The sequence below is a fragment of the Stutzerimonas sp. FeSN7 genome (genome assembly GCF_030263795.1).
Lineage (GTDB): Bacteria > Pseudomonadota > Gammaproteobacteria > Pseudomonadales > Pseudomonadaceae > Stutzerimonas > Stutzerimonas stutzeri.
On record NZ_JARPMN010000001.1, the window covers coordinates 3,273,427 to 3,287,524 of the forward strand.

16 protein-coding genes are annotated in these 14,098 nt (G+C 68.6%); all 16 read right to left on the reverse strand.

The window, feature by feature from the left end:
* Nucleotides 1–6 precede the first annotated feature (6 nt).
* A complete protein-coding gene (locus P5703_RS15525) occupies nucleotides 7–1,530 on the reverse strand; it encodes a conjugal transfer protein TraG N-terminal domain-containing protein (protein ID WP_023083160.1) in 1,524 nt (507 codons plus the stop codon).
* Nucleotides 1,531–1,545: 15 nt separating this feature from the next.
* Complete coding sequence (locus P5703_RS15530; RefSeq protein ID WP_003292115.1) at nucleotides 1,546–1,899, reverse strand: hypothetical protein; 354 nt, start codon at nucleotides 1,897–1,899, stop codon at nucleotides 1,546–1,548.
* Nucleotides 1,896–3,302 carry an integrating conjugative element protein gene (locus P5703_RS15535; RefSeq protein WP_011829988.1) on the reverse strand — a complete coding sequence of 469 codons (1,407 nt, stop codon included), beginning with the start codon at nucleotides 3,300–3,302 and terminating at the stop codon, nucleotides 1,896–1,898. Before P5703_RS15535 ends, P5703_RS15530 begins: the two co-directional genes overlap by 4 nt.
* Before the next feature lie 10 nt (nucleotides 3,303–3,312).
* Nucleotides 3,313–4,257 carry a TIGR03756 family integrating conjugative element protein gene (locus P5703_RS15540; RefSeq protein WP_124075404.1) on the reverse strand — a complete coding sequence of 315 codons (945 nt, stop codon included), beginning with the start codon at nucleotides 4,255–4,257 and terminating at the stop codon, nucleotides 3,313–3,315.
* Entirely contained in the window at nucleotides 4,254–4,703 is a 450-nt protein-coding gene (locus P5703_RS15545; protein WP_124075403.1) for a TIGR03757 family integrating conjugative element protein, read from the reverse strand. Before P5703_RS15545 ends, P5703_RS15540 begins: the two co-directional genes overlap by 4 nt.
* Nucleotides 4,704–4,871: 168 nt before the next feature.
* A complete protein-coding gene (gene radC / locus P5703_RS15550; RefSeq protein WP_124075402.1) occupies nucleotides 4,872–5,366 on the reverse strand; it encodes a RadC family protein in 495 nt (164 codons plus the stop codon).
* Nucleotides 5,367–5,561: 195 nt separating this feature from the next.
* The gene (locus P5703_RS15555) at nucleotides 5,562–6,305 is read right to left on the reverse strand and encodes a DsbA family protein (RefSeq protein ID WP_124075401.1); all 744 of its coding nucleotides are present in this window, start codon (nucleotides 6,303–6,305) and stop codon (nucleotides 5,562–5,564) included.
* Nucleotides 6,306–6,318: 13 nt separating this feature from the next.
* Nucleotides 6,319–9,207 (reverse strand): conjugative transfer ATPase, encoded by a 2,889-nt coding sequence (locus P5703_RS15560; protein ID WP_280059634.1) that lies wholly within the window; start codon nucleotides 9,205–9,207, stop codon nucleotides 6,319–6,321.
* Entirely contained in the window at nucleotides 9,207–9,641 is a 435-nt protein-coding gene (locus P5703_RS15565; protein ID WP_004254902.1) for a TIGR03751 family conjugal transfer lipoprotein, read from the reverse strand. Before P5703_RS15565 ends, P5703_RS15560 begins: the two co-directional genes overlap by 1 nt.
* Nucleotides 9,622–11,055: a TIGR03752 family integrating conjugative element protein gene (locus tag P5703_RS15570; protein ID WP_280059635.1), complete on the reverse strand. Its 1,434-nt coding sequence runs from the start codon at nucleotides 11,053–11,055 to the stop codon at nucleotides 9,622–9,624. The genes P5703_RS15565 and P5703_RS15570 overlap by 20 nt, the downstream gene beginning before the upstream one ends.
* Entirely contained in the window at nucleotides 11,045–11,959 is a 915-nt protein-coding gene (locus tag P5703_RS15575) for a TIGR03749 family integrating conjugative element protein (protein WP_280059636.1), read from the reverse strand. Before P5703_RS15575 ends, P5703_RS15570 begins: the two co-directional genes overlap by 11 nt.
* Entirely contained in the window at nucleotides 11,956–12,648 is a 693-nt protein-coding gene (locus P5703_RS15580; RefSeq protein ID WP_280059637.1) for a PFL_4703 family integrating conjugative element protein, read from the reverse strand. Before P5703_RS15580 ends, P5703_RS15575 begins: the two co-directional genes overlap by 4 nt.
* The gene (locus P5703_RS15585; RefSeq protein ID WP_280059638.1) at nucleotides 12,645–13,055 is read right to left on the reverse strand and encodes a TIGR03750 family conjugal transfer protein; all 411 of its coding nucleotides are present in this window, start codon (nucleotides 13,053–13,055) and stop codon (nucleotides 12,645–12,647) included. The genes P5703_RS15580 and P5703_RS15585 overlap by 4 nt, the downstream gene beginning before the upstream one ends.
* A gap of 12 nt (nucleotides 13,056–13,067) precedes the next feature.
* Nucleotides 13,068–13,436 carry a TIGR03745 family integrating conjugative element membrane protein gene (locus tag P5703_RS15590; RefSeq protein ID WP_003294215.1) on the reverse strand — a complete coding sequence of 123 codons (369 nt, stop codon included), beginning with the start codon at nucleotides 13,434–13,436 and terminating at the stop codon, nucleotides 13,068–13,070.
* 22 nt (nucleotides 13,437–13,458) lie between these two features.
* Complete coding sequence (locus P5703_RS15595) at nucleotides 13,459–13,698, reverse strand: TIGR03758 family integrating conjugative element protein (RefSeq protein WP_003140997.1); 240 nt, start codon at nucleotides 13,696–13,698, stop codon at nucleotides 13,459–13,461.
* Nucleotides 13,695–14,066 carry an integrative conjugative element protein, RAQPRD family gene (locus P5703_RS15600; protein WP_280059639.1) on the reverse strand — a complete coding sequence of 124 codons (372 nt, stop codon included), beginning with the start codon at nucleotides 14,064–14,066 and terminating at the stop codon, nucleotides 13,695–13,697. Before P5703_RS15600 ends, P5703_RS15595 begins: the two co-directional genes overlap by 4 nt.
* Nucleotides 14,067–14,098 lie beyond the last annotated feature (32 nt).

A 14,098-nucleotide genomic window follows, 5' to 3' on the forward strand; every position in this document is an offset into this window, starting at 1 on the left:
CGGCGGTCACTTCTTCGATACGGCGCTCATTGCCATACCAGCGCCACGCCCCCCAGCGCCCTTGGCGTCCGAGGTGGCGGTGGACAACCCCTGCACGATATTTCCCGTGCGAACGCCTGCCCAAGCCAATGCCATGACCCAAAACGTCGGCAGCACGATGAACATCATCGCCATGACGAAGTTAAGGAGCATGTCGCCAAAGGCGTTGTTCAAGCCGATCAGCGGATCGAAGTTCGTGTGCGGCCTGTCCGCGCCAAACCCCCAGCCGTAGAGCGCATCCAGGATCGTGCTGTCTATCCAGCGCGCGAGCTGGAACCAGAAGTCCACGAAGAACAGCGCGAACTGGACGCAGCTCACCGTCACCACCGTCTTCAGGTCGTAGGTGCCGATCAGCAGCACCAGCGGGATGCAGATGACGAGCGCCATCTTGAGCATGGTCAGCACCATCGGCAGCGCCTGGCGCACCACGTCCATCGCCGGAAAGAAGCCCAGCGAGCCGACGGTCAGCCCCAGGTCGCTCGCGCCGCGCGTGACGATGTTCGGCAGCGTCTTGTCGATCTGGCCGCCGTAGTCGGTGTAGACGGCGCCCTGGTTCATCTTCTGCTGCCGCGGTGAGACGACGGCGCGGATCACCGAGTCATTGACCTCGCTCTGCGACAGGAAGCCCACCCAGCGCCCGATGCGGGTCAGCAGGTCCGGGTCGACCTGTGCCAGCAGCCGGCTGCGCAGTCCCTGGCCGCCATCGGCCCACCACTGCCGGCAGGACGGATAGCCGCCGCCGCTGTCCACCTGTGCCAGCCCCGCATCGCGGGTCGCGTCGTAGGGCCAGGCCGTGCGTGGGGTCTTGGCGCGATAGGTGTCATAGAAGCCGGGCGTGTCGAGGAAGTAACTCGATCCGATCCAGGTGACGTCGTTCATCTGCTCGTCGGAGAGCGTCGGCCGGTTCATGAACAGCTTGGCGCGCGACGGCCCGTAGCAGTCGTGCGTGAAGTCGGCGACCTCCTGTGCCAGCACCGGATCGTCGATGCGCGTGGCATCCACATCCATGCGAATCTGACGCAGGTCCGTGCCGCAGGGAATCGCCGCCACCGCGGAGCCCGTCACGGCTTTCGACAGCGCGTGCATGAAGAACCACCACACCGGCACCAGCGCGCTCTGGTCGTTGAGCGCCGTGTAGACGTTGGACCAGCCCGTGTCGTTGGGCAGCGGGACGTTGACCTGGCATTGCGCGGAGCGCGTGGTGTCGAACCTGATCGTGGCGAGATCCACCGGGATGAACGGGATGCCGGCGAACATGATGACCACGATCGCCACCCACACCCGGTTCTCGATGCGCATCGACGACAGCACGCCCTTGTTGCCCTCGTCCGCACCTTCGCTGCGGGCCTTGAGCCATTCCTGGATCACGATGGCCACGAACGGCAGCGCGAACACGCCGCTGGCCACGAGGATGCTCCAGATGCCGTTGTTGACCACCCAAGCCACCAGGGTCAGGTAATACTCCAAGTAGTCCGTGGTGTAGAGCGTCATGCCTGCCTCCCGGTCTCAGCCGTGCCGCAGCAGCTGGCTGGCTTCCAGCGCGACCACGGCGATGACGGCCGCGATCTCCGTGCGCAGCAGGCGCTGATGCGTCTCGCGGGACGGCTCCCGCCGCAACAGGCGCCGACGCATCCACCACCAGCCGTAAGCCGTCGCTCCGTAGAGGCACAGACGCCACACGAAGAAGTGGCCGGCGTGCGCCTGCAGCCAGTGCTGCCAGCCCTCGACGCCGCCGACCACGTGGATGCCGGCGATGTTCACCGCCACCGCGGCAGCGACCACCAGCAAGGTCCACAGCAGCGCCACGCCGACGCGGCGGTTGAACAGCCATGGCAGCCGCAGCCAGGCCAGCCGGCTCATGGCGTACCGCTCCGCGGCTTCTGGATTTCCCGCAGACGGTCGCGCGTGGTGTCGCCCTCGAAGACGCCGCGCGAGCCGGCAGCGCGGGTGCTGTGGCGCTGGATGATCGCCATCGCCGAGTTGCCGGCCAGCGTGCGGCGCAGTTCCAGCTCGGTCTTGAGGTTGTTGATCTCCTGCTCCAGCGCGCTGTTCTCCTGGTCGACCGCCTGCACGGCCAGCTCGTTGGCAGCGACGTTCGGCTCCTTCTTGCCGGTCAGCAACGTGCGTTGCAGCAGCAGGGCCTTCTCCAGCACGCTGGACAGCGCAGCCTCGGACGCGAGGCGCCGGCCCAGCACGTCCTGGTCGGGTTCGTCACGCAGGGCCTCGATCACGCCGCGGGTGATCGGCAGCGAGCTGCTGCCGGCTGCGTCGAGATTGGCCAACGTCGTCGGCCGGGCCCCCGTCACCAGTTCCTGCAGCGCCTGCAGCTTGGTCTCGTACTCTTCCTGGATCATTGGCGTGAGCCCGACGCCAGGCGTGGTCTGGGTCTTCGTGCAGTTTTCGCAGGTGCGTTGCTCGCGTTCGCCCAACACGCGGGTCGCCCAGTCGGCGGCCGCCTGGGGCGAGGACCAGGTTTGGCAGGTCAGGCGGTTGCCGCAGGCGCTGCGCGCGATCGACGAGGTATCGGTGGCGTTGCGCCCGTTGAGCAGGTTGTAGCCCGCGCGCGTCACGTCGCCGACCACCTTGATCGAACTCTGACCGGAGCCGCCCGCGTTGCCGCCGCCGACCCAGGGCACGCCGTTGTTCCCTTTGTTGGACTCGGCCTGCTCGATGGCGGAGACGGCATCGGTGCTGCTGACCGCATCCCGCAGCGCCATCCCCTCGGCGAGCTGGTCCCAGCCGGCTTGGCCGCCGGCCATGTCCGCCATGCGATTGGCGATGGCGCGGCAGGTCATCTTCGAGCGGTCGAAATCCAGGCGCGCCTGCAGGATGCCGTTGGTGAGCAGGTTGTACAGGCCCGGGTCGGCGCGCTGGATGATCAGGGCCGGCAGCGAGGCCACGGCGCTGGTGGCGTTCTGGATCACGTTGCTCATGATCGTCTGGAAGCCGTTGGTGATGCCGTTGAGCTGGTTCTGCAGCGTCGTGGTGATGCTCATGTCGCCGCAGATCAGGTTGCTGTTCCAGCCGACGCCGACGCCGATGCTCTGCATGTTGCCGGCACCACCCATCGACACGGCCCGGCCGCCGCCGATGCTGTAGAGCACGTCGTCGCCGATCACGCTGCCGCTGACGTTCACGCCATTGGGGTCGATGCGGGTCTGCGCCCAGGCGACGCCGACGACCAGCGTGATGGCCGCCACGAGCAGCGTGGCCCGCAGGGGCGACTTCGCGCGGCGCAGAAAGTCAGGGAGGGAGGCGTTCATCGTGGGTTCCTCACATGAAATCGACGCTGCCGAGGAAGACCTGGCCACGGCGCCGGCAGCAGGAGTACGGCCGCCACAAGGCCCAGGCGTAGTCGCCCTGCTGGGCCTGCACGCGGGTGCGGCTGTGCGGGAAGACCACGCAACTGTTCGAGAGCGTGGGTGTCAGCTCCTGCCACTTGCCCGTCGAGGCGTCGGTCTCCATCAGCGCGCCGGCCGGCCAGTAGCCGTCGCGGGCGTTGGCCAGCAGAGGCTGGTACACGTGAATCTGGTTGCGGCGCGTCACGATGTCGCCCGCGCGCTGCGCGACCACGGCGCCGCTCTTGTGGTCGTCGGTCTGGTGCAGGAAGCCACCGCGGGGATACACGTTGCCCCAGAGGTTCAGGCCGGTGCGCGTACCGATTTCGCGCCGGCCGGGGATGAGCGCTTCGGGGTAGAACGCTTCCGGGATGTTGTAGCGCCAGGCGATCGTGTCGAGCGTGCTCAGCAGATACGGCATGAAGGCCGTGCCCGCGCCTTCGCAGGTGTAGCCGGAGGCGCTGGCGAACTGGCTGAACACCAGCCCGGCCGGATGGCCGATGACATCGGCGTTCTTGAACTTGGCGAGGTTGTTCTCGTTGTCGTGATTGGTCGTGCCGTCACCGCCCGCCTTGGCGGTTGGGTTGGGCATGCTCATCGCCCTGACTTCCAGCCACGGGTTTTCGCCGGTGTTCGAGTAGCTCGACACCACCGCATCGGGGACGTAGTGGCGCACCTTGACGGAAGTGCGAACCGAGCAGCCGAAGGGCGTGCAGTACAGCCAGTAGCAGATTCCGACCACGCGGTATTCGAGGCAGTCGGGGGACAGCGCCGACGAGACGATGGTGGCGGTGTCCAGGGCGAACGTCGATTTGGCCGTGCCCAGCAGCAGCGAGGCGACGGTGGCGCGCAGGCGCCGGCGTGCCAGCAGGAGGCTCATGGCTGCGTGCTCCGGTAGGCGTTGATGCGCGCGACGGCGCGGGACACGTCGGGCTCGCCGTAGACCACATAGCGTCGATCGACCACCTCGGCGGGAATCTTGGCGATGCCCAGTCCCCAGGCATCCGCGACACCTTGGTAGGCGTGGCCGATGCGGCGCTGCAGGGCCTCGCCGCCGTCATGCAACCGCTGCCGCACCAGGGCTGCAGCCTGTTGCGGGTCGGCCGGTAGGTGCGCGGCGAGTTCGACCTCGATGCGCGTGGCCTGGTCCAGCTCGATGATCCGCACGCCGGCCGGGGCCTGCACCGGATGACGGCTGTCGGTGACGACGAGCACATCGGCGGCGGCCGCGATGGGACCGAGCAGCGCGGCGCACAGTCCAGCGGCCAGCCGGGCGGCCAGGAGGCGCCGCGAGGCGGCAGGAAGGTTGAGGGAATGAGCCGGCATGTCGCGCCTCCGCGGAGTCGATGCAGACTCGTAGTCGAGCGCAACGCAGATCAGGGGACGACAAAGAAACCGAAACCGGTCAGTCCCGATTTCTCTGCGGGTCGGCGAAAGGAAACGGGAGCCAAGGGCTCCCGTGGTGATGACATGAATGCGCGTCGGCTGGTGCTGCTACAACAAGCCGGCTTCGGCGAACGAGTACGGGCTGCCCTTGCCGACGATGAAGTGATCCAGCACCCGGACATCGACGGTGGCCAGGGCGCTCTTCAGCCGCTCGGTGATCGCACGATCAGCGGCCGAGGGCTCGGTGTTCCCCGAAGGGTGCTGATGCGCCAGGATCAGCGCCGAAGCGTTGAGCGCCAGCGCACGCTGAACAACCACCCTCGGATACACCGAAGTCTGGTCGACCGTGCCCTGGAACAGCGGCTCAAAGGCGAGCACCTGGTGCTGGTTGTCGAGAAACACGACGGCGAAGATTTCGTTCGGCTCCGCGACCAGTTTCAGGCGCAGGTAGTCGCGCACGGCGGCGGGACTGCCCAGCGCCGGACCGGCCTTGAACACGCGGTTCTCCAGCAGGGTGATGGCCTGCTGGATGATCCAGTCTTCGTGCTGGGCGGCGATCAGGGTGAGCGACTCCGGGCGGGAGTCGGCGATGGCAAGAGACATGGCGAACCTCCAATGGATGAGATCGGAGGGCGCCTGCCCCAGGAGGGCAAACCCTCCGGGGGACGATGGGGATGGAACAGGTGACGAGCGGGCATCCACCACCGCGGATGCGGTGGCTGTTCGCGTCAAGGGATGCGATGCGAACGGGTTTCGATCAACGCGGACGAGCCGCGCCGCAGCCTTGAAGATCGATGGCTACCTGGGCATGTCACCGGCGACGCCGGCGGGCATGTCTGGGGAATGGGCGGGTTCGGCTGCAGTCGTGCTGCCGGCGGCAAGCTGGTCGATGGCCGACAGCAAGGCATCGCCTTCGACGGGGCCGTGCAGCAGGAGGGTCTTGCCGGACTCGCGGTCGCGCAGTTGCAGAGCCGGCGTGGCCGCGATGCCCTGCTGTGCTGCTTCCGCCGCCTGGGCACGGATGATGGCATCGGCGCGATCGCTGTCGAGACAACCCTGCATGGCTGGCGTGAGGTCGGGATAGCGCAGGCCCTCCGGCAGGCCCTGGCCGTCGCCACGGGTGTGCGCGTAGAACCACGCCACGACTTGCCAGAACGTGGCATGTCCGCCGGTCTCGCCCGCGCACTCGGCCAGGCGAGCCCCGGCAGTCGCGGCCGGCTCGTGCATGGACAGCGGCAGGTGGTGCCACTGCCAGTTCACCTCGGGATGGGCGTCGATCCAGCGCTTGAGCGCGGGGAAGTAGGCCCGGCAGTACGGACACTCCAGGTCGGCGTACCCGACCACCGTGAAGCGCGCATCGGCACGGCCATACAGCCAGGGCGGGCCGGCCGGTTTCGGCGCTTCGGACCCGGCGGCGGCCAGGGACATGGACTCGGTTGCCGGATGCGGCGCGCGCAGCAGCATCCACGAGGCCACCGCAATCGTCGCCACGATCAGCAGAACGATCCGGGGATGACGGCGGGCGAAGGAAGGCATGCGCATCGTGTCGCTCCCGTCAGGCCAACGTGTCCAGCGCCAGCGGTTCGATACCCCTCGCACGGTCGATCTTCTCGGCCACGCGGAAGGCGGCATCCAGCTCGCTGATGCCGTGCTGCTGCATCAACTGGAAGCGTTCGGCCTTCTCCTCGGGCTCGGTCATCGCCATCGCCAGGTAGAGGCTGGGCGGCACGGCGCGGAACAGCACTTCCATCGACTTGGACAGGATGACGCCCTCGCTGAACTTGCCGGCCTCCTTGCGTGCCGAGAGCATCAGCGCCTTCTGCGAAGCGTTGAGTTCGCGGAAACGCGCGATCTTCTCGACTTCATCGGGCGGCATCGACAGGCAGATCCACCACTCGATCATGTTGAGCATGGGCTCGGCCGCTTTCGGCAGGTCGTCCAGGTTCTGCGTGGCGAGCCAGAACCAGGCGCCGAGCTTGCGCCACATCTTGGTGATCTTGACCACGTAGGGCGCGAGCAGTGGGTTCTTCGTGATGATGTGGCCTTCGTCCGTCACGTTGATGATCGGGCGACCCAGGAACTGGTCGCGCTCGGCGATGTTGTTGACGGTGTTGATGAGCGAGATGTAGGCAATCGAGAGTTGGGCGTTGTAGCCCTCGCGCGCGAAGGTGGCGAGGTCCACGATGGTGATGTCCGCCTCGGGCCACGGCGTGCCGGACCGGTCGAACATCTCGCCGTCCACGCCCTGGCAGAACATATCCATGGCGTCGGCCATCTCCAGCAGCCGTGCGCGCCGCATCTCCGGCAGCGTGGCGTCGCGGGCGCGCTCGCGCAGCGCGTCGCGCACATCGCGTGTGAGCACCGTACGTTCGTCCGCCACGCAATGCTGTGCCGCATCGAGAATGCACTGGCGGATCAGGCTGCGGTCGGCGCGGGTCATGCGCGCTTCTTCCTTGTCCTCGCCGCCGGTGATCATCAGTCGTGCAGTGATTTCCAGCTCGCCGAGCACGTCGCGCTGCTCGTCGCCTTCCACGGCCATGCCGGCATCGGTCTGGTCTTCGTCGAGCGCATCGGCGTCCAGCGTCTGTACCTGGCTCGGCGTATCGACCAGGCGCCAGGCGTCGGCGAACGGCGCCAGACTGACGCCCGCGCCCGGCGACAGCTTCACCCGATGCACGGTGAGGCCCAGCCGTGCCGCGAAGTCGCCGAACAGGCCGAAGCTGTTGCCCGCCTCGACGATGAACAGGCGCGGCCGATAGATCGCCGTCACCTGATTCAGGATGTTGTTGAGCGTCGCGCTCTTGCCCGAACCCGTGGGGCCGAACAGGAACAGATGCGCGTTCATCTGCCGGTCGAGGCGGTTCAACGGATCGAAGGTGATCGGGCCGCCGCCGCGGTTGAAGAACGTGATGCCCGGATGCCCCGTGCCCTGACTGCGGCCCCAGACCGGCGCCAGGTTCGCCGCGTGCTGCGCGAACATGAGCTGGGTGTACCACTGGCGCTTGTCGGCCGCCGGATCGAACACGCACGGCAGCCAGCGCAGATAGCTGTTCAGCGGCGCCACCTCGTCCTCTTCGCGCACCGGTTGCAGACCGGCGTTGAGCATCACGTTGACGAGCTGCAGGCCGCGCGCATCGAGCTGGGCCAGGTCGCGGCCGCGCAGGTAGAACGCCAGCGCGCCGCGGTAGAGCTTGTGCGCGCTGCCGATCAGGCCGCGCGCCTGCTGCACGTCCTGCCGGGTCTGCTCCGAGGCCAGGGTCTCGCCGACGGCTTTCCTGGCGAGGTGGTTGAGGTGCGCCTCCAGAACGTCCTGGGGCGTGGCGACCAGCGTCAGGCACATCACCGTGTCCTCGGGCATCTGATCGAACAGCGCGTTCATGGCATCGCCGCCTTTGCGCGTCTCGCCCGTCAGATGGCCGGTCACGGGTGGCGTGCGCAGACGATCCATCACGATCACCCGATGCGGCATGCCGTCGAAGAACCACAGGCCGTTGGGCACGTCCGAACGGGGTTGGCCGAAGAACAGGCGCTGCGCGAAGTCGGTGCCGCTGGCGAGTTCGATCTCGCCCTCCTCCCACTCTTCCGGGTAGCGAGTCAGCGCGTAGAAGCGTTCCCGGTCTTCGGCGGTGGCGCCGAGCAGGGTCGGATTCGGGTTGAACCAGCGCAGCAGCCAGGCGTGGATGTCCGCCGCGCCGAGACGCCGGGCTTTCACGCCGGCATTGGCCAGCCCGCCGGCGAGGCGGTCGCAGATCGTTGTCAGCGCCTGCTCGGGCGACTGGCCGCGCCGCGAGGTCGTGGCCGCGGACGTGCGGCGGTAGACCACCATGCGCACGCGCCGGACCTGACCGCGCCACGGCAGGCGCGTCACCGTGGTGTCCTCGAACAGGCCACCCGGCTTGGCGATGGCCCGCAGATGATGGGCGAAGAAGCGCAGGTAGAAGTCGCTGAACGCACTGCCCTGCGCACGCGGCTGCAGATAGTTCGCCAGGGAGCGCAGATAGTTGTCCCAGTCGGCCTCGTCCTGGGCGTAGAGCTGCACCACCCAGGGGTTGTCGTCCAACTCGTCGAAGGAGTCCTGCAGGGCGTTCTCCAGCGCATCGCGCGCCTGCCATAGCCAGGCCATCTCGCGGCCCTCGGTGCCGACCGGCGCCAGCTCGAAGAAGGCCGCCACCGACTGGCCATCTTCCAGCAACATGCACTTGCTGCCGGGCAGGTACTCGACCCAGGGCAGCAAGTCCGCGAACGACGGCGCGACGCCATAGAGCGCATCGTGGTCGGCCTGGGTGGCCGGCCTGCGCCGGCCCCGGCCGAGCGCGCTGCCCGGCTCGGCGACACCCTGTGCCACCAAGGCCGCCACGTGCCGTGCCCAGGCATCATCGGTCGCATCCACGGCGTCAGCAGGCGATGCGTCGCCCTTGCGTGACCACGACAGCGACCAGGCCATCAGTAGTCCTCCACGCGCTCGCCCGGCATCGCGTACTGCACGCGCTGGTAGAGCGGGAACACCGTGCTGTAGCCGGGCACCGGCACCGGGTCGGTGCCCGCCAGGTGCGGGAACACGTACATCACCAGGTCGGGGTTCGGCAGGCGGTGGAACTGGCGGTAGATCTCGTTCTGCGCGGTACGGGTGTAGCGCGCCTGCACGCCGGGCGCCGCCTGCACATCGGCCTCGACCAGCGGCCGGCGCAGGCCCTGGCGCGCATCGAGCAGTTGCCGCGCGGCCTGGCCGCCGCCCGCGCTGCCGCCGGTCTCCCGATGCCAGATGTCGAGCATGGTGCTGTCGCCGTGCGGCAGCAGCTTCTCCTTGCTGGTAGCGCAGCCGCCGAGCAGGGTGGCCGCCAGCAGCACGGCGGCCGCGTCAATCCAGATCCGAGGCATGGGCTTCTCCGGTGCGGTGGTGAACCCGACGCCCCTTGGCGTCGTAGTCGATGTCGAGCGGCTGCTCCAGATGCACGGCCACCTTGGCGCCGGGCTGCACGTAGACCGCCGCGAAGGCCTGGCCGTAGAGCTTGTTGACCCAATCGGCCATGTCGCGCACGCCGCCCGCGAGGATGCGGCCCATCGCTTCGTTGCCGCTGATGCCGACGGTGCCCAGCGAGCCGTTGCTGTTGGCGACCACGGCCACGCTGCCGTTGTCGGACTTGATGAGCGAGGCCGCGCCGGCGCCGGCTGCGGTGATGAGCGCCTGGCTGCCCAGGTACTGCTGGGCGTTGCTGCGTCGCTCGCCGCTGACGCACGGAATGCCGTAGGGGTCGCTGATCCAGCCCAGGCCGCCCTGGATGCTGGCGCCGTTGTGCCCCGAGTTGCCGCTGTTGCTGCCGCCCTTGCTGCTGTCCTCCGGCACCGTGCGGATGGTGCCGTCCTGGAACACGAACGTGACCGAGCGGATTTGCCCGCGCACGCACGAGAGCGTCCAGTCGCCCGAGGCCGTGCCGCTGACCACGGCGCCGGCCACGTCGGGGATGTCGATGCCGTTGGCCGTGAGGTTGTCCGGGCCGATCAGCACCTTGAAAGGGTACGGGTCGTTGACGGTTCCATCGATGGGCACGCGCCCGATCAGCGCCGTCATGGCAATCGACCCCATGAGCGTCGAGTTCGACGGCACGGTGTAGACCGCCTTCGTGGATGCGCCCACCGCGCGGCTGCCGACGTCGGCGACGGATTCCACTGCGGCCGACAGGCTTTTCTGGGCCGGCCCGAAGCTCAGGGGAAAGCTCGGCTCCTTGCTGGCGTTCTTGGCGTCGACCTTGGCATCGTCGGGCTCGACCCACTGCGTGCCACCGACGCCGCGGTTGAAGCGCTGGCCGTCACCCTCTTCCAGCCCCAGCCCGACGGACAGGTCGGACGGGCCACCCTTGCCGGAAAGGCCGTCCAGTTGCCGCTGCAGATCCTGCAGCAGCCCCTGGGTCTGCTGCCTGTCGCTGGCCACCTGATTGCGCTCCTGCTCCAGGCGGCTGCGTTCGCCTTCCAGCGCGCTCTGGATGCGTTGGTCGATCGCGCTTTCCCGCGCGCGCAGGCGCTCGTTCTCGGCCTTGTGCTGCTTGTTGTCGCCGAGCGCGCTCTGTAGCTCGGTGCGCAACTGCTTCACCTGGGCCACCAGCGTGGCAACGGTATCGCGCGGCGTGTCGCCTGCGATGCCCAGGGCTTTCATCTCCTCGGACGTGAGCGTGCTGGCCGCGCCCTTGGAGGCGGGCTGGCCGCCGGGCGCGCCGGAGAACAGCTTGATGCCGACGAACACCAGCAGCAGCGCCATCGGGATCAGCAGCCACTTGAGCAGCGGATTACTTTTCATCGCGCGCTCCTCCGGTCGAGCCGGCCGCGGCGGCCGGCGGCAGGTTCACGGTGGCATCGATCGGGCTCAGCGCCGGCAGCAGCGACTCGGCCAGGCCGTGGCCGCGCGTGACCAGGTAGAGCACCGTGGTGTCGGACGGGGTGCCGGCCGGCCCCAGGTTCGGATGCTGGAAGGTCGCCGCCACGAAGTTCCCCTGCAGGGCGCGCGGGTCGAGGTCGAGCCAGCGCGCGGCGGTATTGGTGAGTCGCACGGCCGTCACCCACTGGTCTTCCAGCCGCCACGCGGCCAGCGCCCGCGCGTGCACCGGCAGCGTCGGCAGCAAGGTGTCCAGCGCGAGGCCGCGGCGCAGGTTCACGCGCCCGATGCCGGCGACCGGCTCGACGGTGCGCAGCGGCGCGTACAGGTTCTGTGCGGCATGGCGCGTCAACACGACCGATACCGGCGTTTCGCGCCGGGGAACGGATTTGTCTGCGGGCGCATCGGCCTGCTCGTCCGCGCCACTTGCTGCACCGCCGCCGTAGCGCTTCGCGGGGGCCTCCGCTTCCACGATGCGCACCGGCTCCAGCGGCGCCTGGCCGTCCTTCGCCGGCTCGGCGGCGATGTCGAGCAGGATCAGCGCGCCGGATTCCACGTCCTGCAGTTGCAGCCGCGTGGGCGGAATCGGCTCGCTCGCCCGCAGGTAGATCGCGCCGCCCGCACTCTGCACGCGCAGATGGTCGCCGACGCTGGCCGGTACGCCGACGCGCACATTGCGGTCGATGAAGACCACGCGCTCCTGGCCGACCACCAGCGGCACCGGCAGGGGCAGCCGCTCCCAGCGCAGGATTTCCACGGCCTGGCTGGCCGGCACGACACCGAGGATCAGCAGGACGCCGGCCAGGGCCGACAAGGCAACGGGCTTCATGGGGAGTCTCCCTGCAGGTGGCCGGAGGCGTTGGCGGGCGCGCCGGCCTGGGTCGGCGTCGGCGGCGTTTCGATGCGCTGGGGCGCGCTGGCGTAGCAGTCCAGCGCCAGGCCAAAGGGGTTGCGCTCGGGGTCGATGTCCAGCCGGACGACCTTGATGGGGTAGCGCACCAGGGCACGCTTGACCTGCTCGGAGCCGTAGTATTCGTCCGCGCTCACGTCGAGCGTGACGATCCAATCGCGGTCGGAGAGCACCTTGACGCGCGTGGCCGGATCATCGCCGTAGCCGCGGCCGGGAATCTCGTAGATGCCGCGCACGCGCTGACGCAGCTCGCCACTGGCGCGCCGGTACTCGTAGTCCTGTTGCAGGAAGGCCCGGCAGCTCGGCGTCAGGTAGGCCGACAGCGCGCGCAGGTTGCGCGGATAGTCTTCTTCGCCGTTCGTGGGCCAACGCTGTACCTGCTGCCAGATGTAGAACGAGAAGGCATACACGCTCTCGGGCGGCACGTCCCACCACTTGCGCGTGCTGCCCGAGCGCAAGTCCGGCGGCACATGGATGGTCAGACTCTTCGGCGCACTCCACCAGCCGAAGCCGAGCAGCAGCGCCACCGCGAACAACGCGCCGGCCCCCAGACGCAGCGTCTTCACGTGCGCCTGCAGGTGCGCAACCTCGTTCCTGAAACGGCTCATGGCGCACCTCGATTGGCGTTGCGCCGGGTCGTCCAGTAGCCCGAGCGGGTGATGAGGCGCTGGCCGCCCAGGAGCGCCGCCAGCGCCGGATGCCTGAGGGCCAGCCGCCACTGGAGCTGCCGGTACAGCCAGGTGTCGGGCCGGCCCCGCTTCTGCGCGCGCAGGAAGCCACCGCCGACGAAGACGCCCAGCGCGATGCCGGCGACGATCAGCGTCGGCACCATGGCGATGCTGTGCGTGAGCCAGGCCAGCGGCAGGCCGAGCGCGAACCCGGCTGCGGCCGACAGGCCGGCGCAGATCCACAACTCGTCGGCGGTCACCCCGCGCACGACCACGGGCTGGCGGTTCAGCCGGTGCGGCAGGAAGGTCACCAGCGTGTCGCGCGGGGTCTCCAAGGGGACGGCCATCGTTTGCCGCCCTCACAGCACGCCGGTGGCCTTGGTGAGCAGCCAGATGCCGACCACCAGCAGGATCGCGCCCACGGCGACCGTCAGGCCGAACTGGCCCCAGGTGGCGCGGCCGGTGTGGATCTCCGAGTAGCGGGTGTAGGCGTGATAGCAGACACCGACGAACATCGAGGCGACCACCAGCAGCGCGATCAGCAGCACGATGTCGTAGCCGTAGTTCTGCAAGGTCTGCAGGATGCCGCTGCCCTGGCCGCGCGAAGGGTCCTCCATGGTCGGCAGGCCCTGCGCGAAGGCCGACAGCGGCAGGCCCGCGAGCGCCAGCGGCAGCAGCGGAGCGGCGATGCGGGACGGAATGCGATGGGATGTCGTTGGAGTGTTCATGGCGTATGGCCCTTCGTGACGGTCAGGAGAGGAGAAAGAAGGTCAGCACCAGGTACATCGCCACGAAGCGCACGACGACGGCGAGGAACTGACGTTCAGTGATGCGGTGCTCGGCCCAGCCGACGTAGGCGGTGCGCATGGCCCACACGCCCCACAGCAGCAACACGGCGAACACGAAAGCGAGCACCACGGCAGAGACGGCCGAAGGCGCAAAGCCGCCGTTGGCCTGGAAGGCGGCGACCTGATCGGCAGAGGGCGTCATGGCGACGGCTCCTCGTCGTCGGCGCGGTCGCGGCGGACGTAATCGCCGGCCAGCGGGACGGGATCGCGCGGCTGGGCGCGCTGGGGCACGAGATAGTCCTGCAGGCCGGCGCGAACGCGCTTCAGGTCTGCGCGCAGTCGGGCGTAGTCGAAGTGATGGCGGGCGCGTTCCTGCGGAGCGGTATTGGCGGCGTGCTCGGCCAGGCGGTCGATCAGGTCGAGCTGGCGCGCGAGGGCCGCCAACTGTGCATGCTCTGGGGAGGCATCGCCGGCTGACGCGGGCGAGGCATTGGTCAGCGCGACGGCTAGGACCAGGGCCAATGCCGGCGCGCGGCGGCAGTCGGTCGTTGGTTTGCCTGTGGTCGTCATCACGCCATTCCGCAGTCGTCTGGATGGCGGAA

Bases quoted from the DNA above. Each gene is read 5' to 3' on its own strand.
- P5703_RS15525 (WP_023083160.1), bottom strand. From the start codon at position 1,530: ATGACGCTCTACACCACGGACTACTTGGAGTATTACCTGACCCTGGTG.
- P5703_RS15530 (WP_003292115.1), bottom strand. From the start codon at position 1,899: ATGAGCCGGCTGGCCTGGCTGCGGCTGCCATGGCTGTTCAACCGCCGC.
- P5703_RS15535 (WP_011829988.1), bottom strand. From the start codon at position 3,302: ATGAACGCCTCCCTCCCTGACTTTCTGCGCCGCGCGAAGTCGCCCCTG.
- P5703_RS15540 (WP_124075404.1), bottom strand. From the start codon at position 4,257: ATGAGCCTCCTGCTGGCACGCCGGCGCCTGCGCGCCACCGTCGCCTCG.
- P5703_RS15545 (WP_124075403.1), bottom strand. From the start codon at position 4,703: ATGCCGGCTCATTCCCTCAACCTTCCTGCCGCCTCGCGGCGCCTCCTG.
- radC (WP_124075402.1), bottom strand. From the start codon at position 5,366: ATGTCTCTTGCCATCGCCGACTCCCGCCCGGAGTCGCTCACCCTGATC.
- P5703_RS15555 (WP_124075401.1), bottom strand. From the start codon at position 6,305: ATGCGCATGCCTTCCTTCGCCCGCCGTCATCCCCGGATCGTTCTGCTG.
- P5703_RS15560 (WP_280059634.1), bottom strand. From the start codon at position 9,207: ATGGCCTGGTCGCTGTCGTGGTCACGCAAGGGCGACGCATCGCCTGCT.
- P5703_RS15565 (WP_004254902.1), bottom strand. From the start codon at position 9,641: ATGCCTCGGATCTGGATTGACGCGGCCGCCGTGCTGCTGGCGGCCACC.
- P5703_RS15570 (WP_280059635.1), bottom strand. From the start codon at position 11,055: ATGAAAAGTAATCCGCTGCTCAAGTGGCTGCTGATCCCGATGGCGCTG.
- P5703_RS15575 (WP_280059636.1), bottom strand. From the start codon at position 11,959: ATGAAGCCCGTTGCCTTGTCGGCCCTGGCCGGCGTCCTGCTGATCCTC.
- P5703_RS15580 (WP_280059637.1), bottom strand. From the start codon at position 12,648: ATGAGCCGTTTCAGGAACGAGGTTGCGCACCTGCAGGCGCACGTGAAG.
- P5703_RS15585 (WP_280059638.1), bottom strand. From the start codon at position 13,055: ATGGCCGTCCCCTTGGAGACCCCGCGCGACACGCTGGTGACCTTCCTG.
- P5703_RS15590 (WP_003294215.1), bottom strand. From the start codon at position 13,436: ATGAACACTCCAACGACATCCCATCGCATTCCGTCCCGCATCGCCGCT.
- P5703_RS15595 (WP_003140997.1), bottom strand. From the start codon at position 13,698: ATGACGCCCTCTGCCGATCAGGTCGCCGCCTTCCAGGCCAACGGCGGC.
- P5703_RS15600 (WP_280059639.1), bottom strand. From the start codon at position 14,066: ATGACGACCACAGGCAAACCAACGACCGACTGCCGCCGCGCGCCGGCA.